The sequence below is a fragment of the Pseudomonas sp. P7758 genome (assembly GCF_013386485.1).
In the GTDB taxonomy this organism is placed as follows: domain Bacteria; phylum Pseudomonadota; class Gammaproteobacteria; order Pseudomonadales; family Pseudomonadaceae; genus Aquipseudomonas.
Window position 1 is genome coordinate 1 of sequence record NZ_JACARS010000179.1, and the last position, 2,203, is coordinate 2,203.

Annotated in this window: 1 protein-coding gene; it reads left to right on the forward strand. The window is 63.0% G+C overall.

The features are described 5' to 3' along the window. Positions 1–150: 150 nt before the first annotated feature. Positions 151–2,169 (forward strand): TonB-dependent receptor, encoded by a 2,019-nt coding sequence (locus HX873_RS29380; protein ID WP_102369851.1) that lies wholly within the window; start codon positions 151–153, stop codon positions 2,167–2,169. Positions 2,170–2,203: the final 34 nt, after the last annotated feature.

The window sequence follows — 2,203 nt, forward strand, 5'->3', positions numbered from 1 at the left end:
GATCAGCGTGGGAGTGATCGAGCGGGGTTTGGGAAAGTTCCCCTTGGCAGGGAAAAAAGTGATGTTATATTGTAACGATAACTATCAAAGGGTATCGAATCCCTTACCGTTTTCAGCCTTCTCTTTTTGCCGTTTGCCAAGGAACGACCGATGTCCCTCTCTTCTCTCTGGCGCCTCACCCCGCTGGCCGCCGCCCTGTTGATCACCTCCCAGGCCAACGCCCTGGAACTGCAACCCCAAGTCATCACCGGCAACCCGCTGGGCAGCGAAACCCTCGCCTCGCCCACCACCGTGCTCGAAGGCGATGACCTGACCCTGCAACAAAAAGGCAGCCTGGGTGAAACCCTGAACAAGCAGCCCGGTGTGTCGTCGTCGTACTTCGGCCCGGGGGCCAGCCGGCCGATCATTCGTGGCCAGGATGGTGACCGCATTCGCCTCCTGCGCAACGGAGTCGGCGCGCTGGATGCCTCGTCGTTGTCCTATGACCACGCGGTGCCGCTGGACCCGGTCAACGTCGACCGCATCGAAATCGTGCGCGGCCCGGCCGCCCTGCTCTACGGCGGCAGCGCCATCGGCGGCGTGGTCAATACCTTCGACAACCGCATCCCCACCGAAGCCATCGAAGGCATTCACGGTGCCGGTGAATTGCGCTACGGCGGCGCCGACACCACCCGCAGCAGCGCCGGCAAACTGGAAGCCGGCAACGGCACCTTCGCCTTGCACCTGGACGCCAGCGCGCGGGAATTCAACGACCTGAAAATCCCCGGTTTTGCCCGCAGCCGTCATGCACCGCCAAGCGAAGACGGTGAAGGCAAGAACGGTCGCCTCGGCAACAGCGACGGACGCCAGGACGGTGGTGCAGTCGGCGGTTCCTACACTTGGGACGACGGTTACGCCGGGCTGTCCTACAGCAACTACGACAGCAACTACGGCTCCCCGGCCGAGCAGGACGTACGCATCCGCATGAAGCAGGATCACTACGCCTTTGCGTCCGAAATCCGCAACCTGCAAGGCCCTTTCACCTCGGTCAAACTCGACGCCGGCTATACCGACTACAAGCACATGGAAATCGAAGGCGGCGAGACCGGCACCACCTTCAAGAACAAGGGCTACGAAGCCCGGGTGGAAGCGCGACACTTGCCGATCGGGCCGTTCAACGGCGTGGTGGGCGCCCAAGTCAGTCGCAATGAATTCTCGGCCCTGGGTGAAGAAGCCTTCGTGCCGCAGACCGATACCAACGCCGGCGCGCTGTTTATCCTCGAAGAAATGCAGGCCTCCGAGCGCCTCAAGCTGAGCCTCGGCGGGCGCCTGGAACACACTAACGTCGACCCGGACGGCAAGGGCAACGCACGCTTCGTCAATGCCGACAAATCCGCCGACTTCACCGCCGGCAGCCTGTCGTCCGGCGCGGTGTACACCCTCACGCCGATCTGGTCCCTGGCCGCCACCCTCGGCTACACCGAACGTGCCCCGACCTTCTACGAGCTGTATGCCAACGGCGCTCACGTCGCCACCGGCACCTATGAACTGGGCGACGCCAACCTGTCGAAAGAAAAAGCCGTGTCCAGCGACCTGGCACTGCGCTTCGACAACGGCACCCACAAGGGCAGCTTCGGCGTGTTCTACAGCCACTTCTCCAACTACATCGGCCTGCTGGGCAGCGGTCGCACCTTGAATGACGAAGGCGAGGAAGACGCCGGCGGCATCCCTGAGTACAAATATTCCGGTGTGCGTGCGCGTTTCGCAGGCTTTGAAGCCCAGGATCACATCAAGCTGGGGGAAGGTGCGTACGGCAAGTTTGCGCTGGAACTGTCGGGCGACTACACCCGTGCAACCAACCTGGACACGGGTGAAGCGTTGCCCCGCATTGCGCCGTTGCGTTTGAACAGCGGCCTCTTGTGGGAACTGGATCGCTGGCAGGCGCGGATTGATGTTGAACACGCGGCGGGCCAGGGGCGGGTGCCGGATAACGAAAGCGGTACCGACGGCTACACCACGTTGGGCGCCAGCGCCGGCTACCGCTTCAATGTCGGCGGCAGCCAGTGGCTGGCGTTCGTCAACGGCGAGAACCTGACGAACCAGACCGTGCGCTACGCCAGTTCGATCCTGCGGGACATCGCCCCGGCGCCGGGTCGAAGTGTGCAGGTCGGGTTGCGCACCACCTTCTAACTGACTGCACTCGGTTAAAACTGTGGGAGCGGGC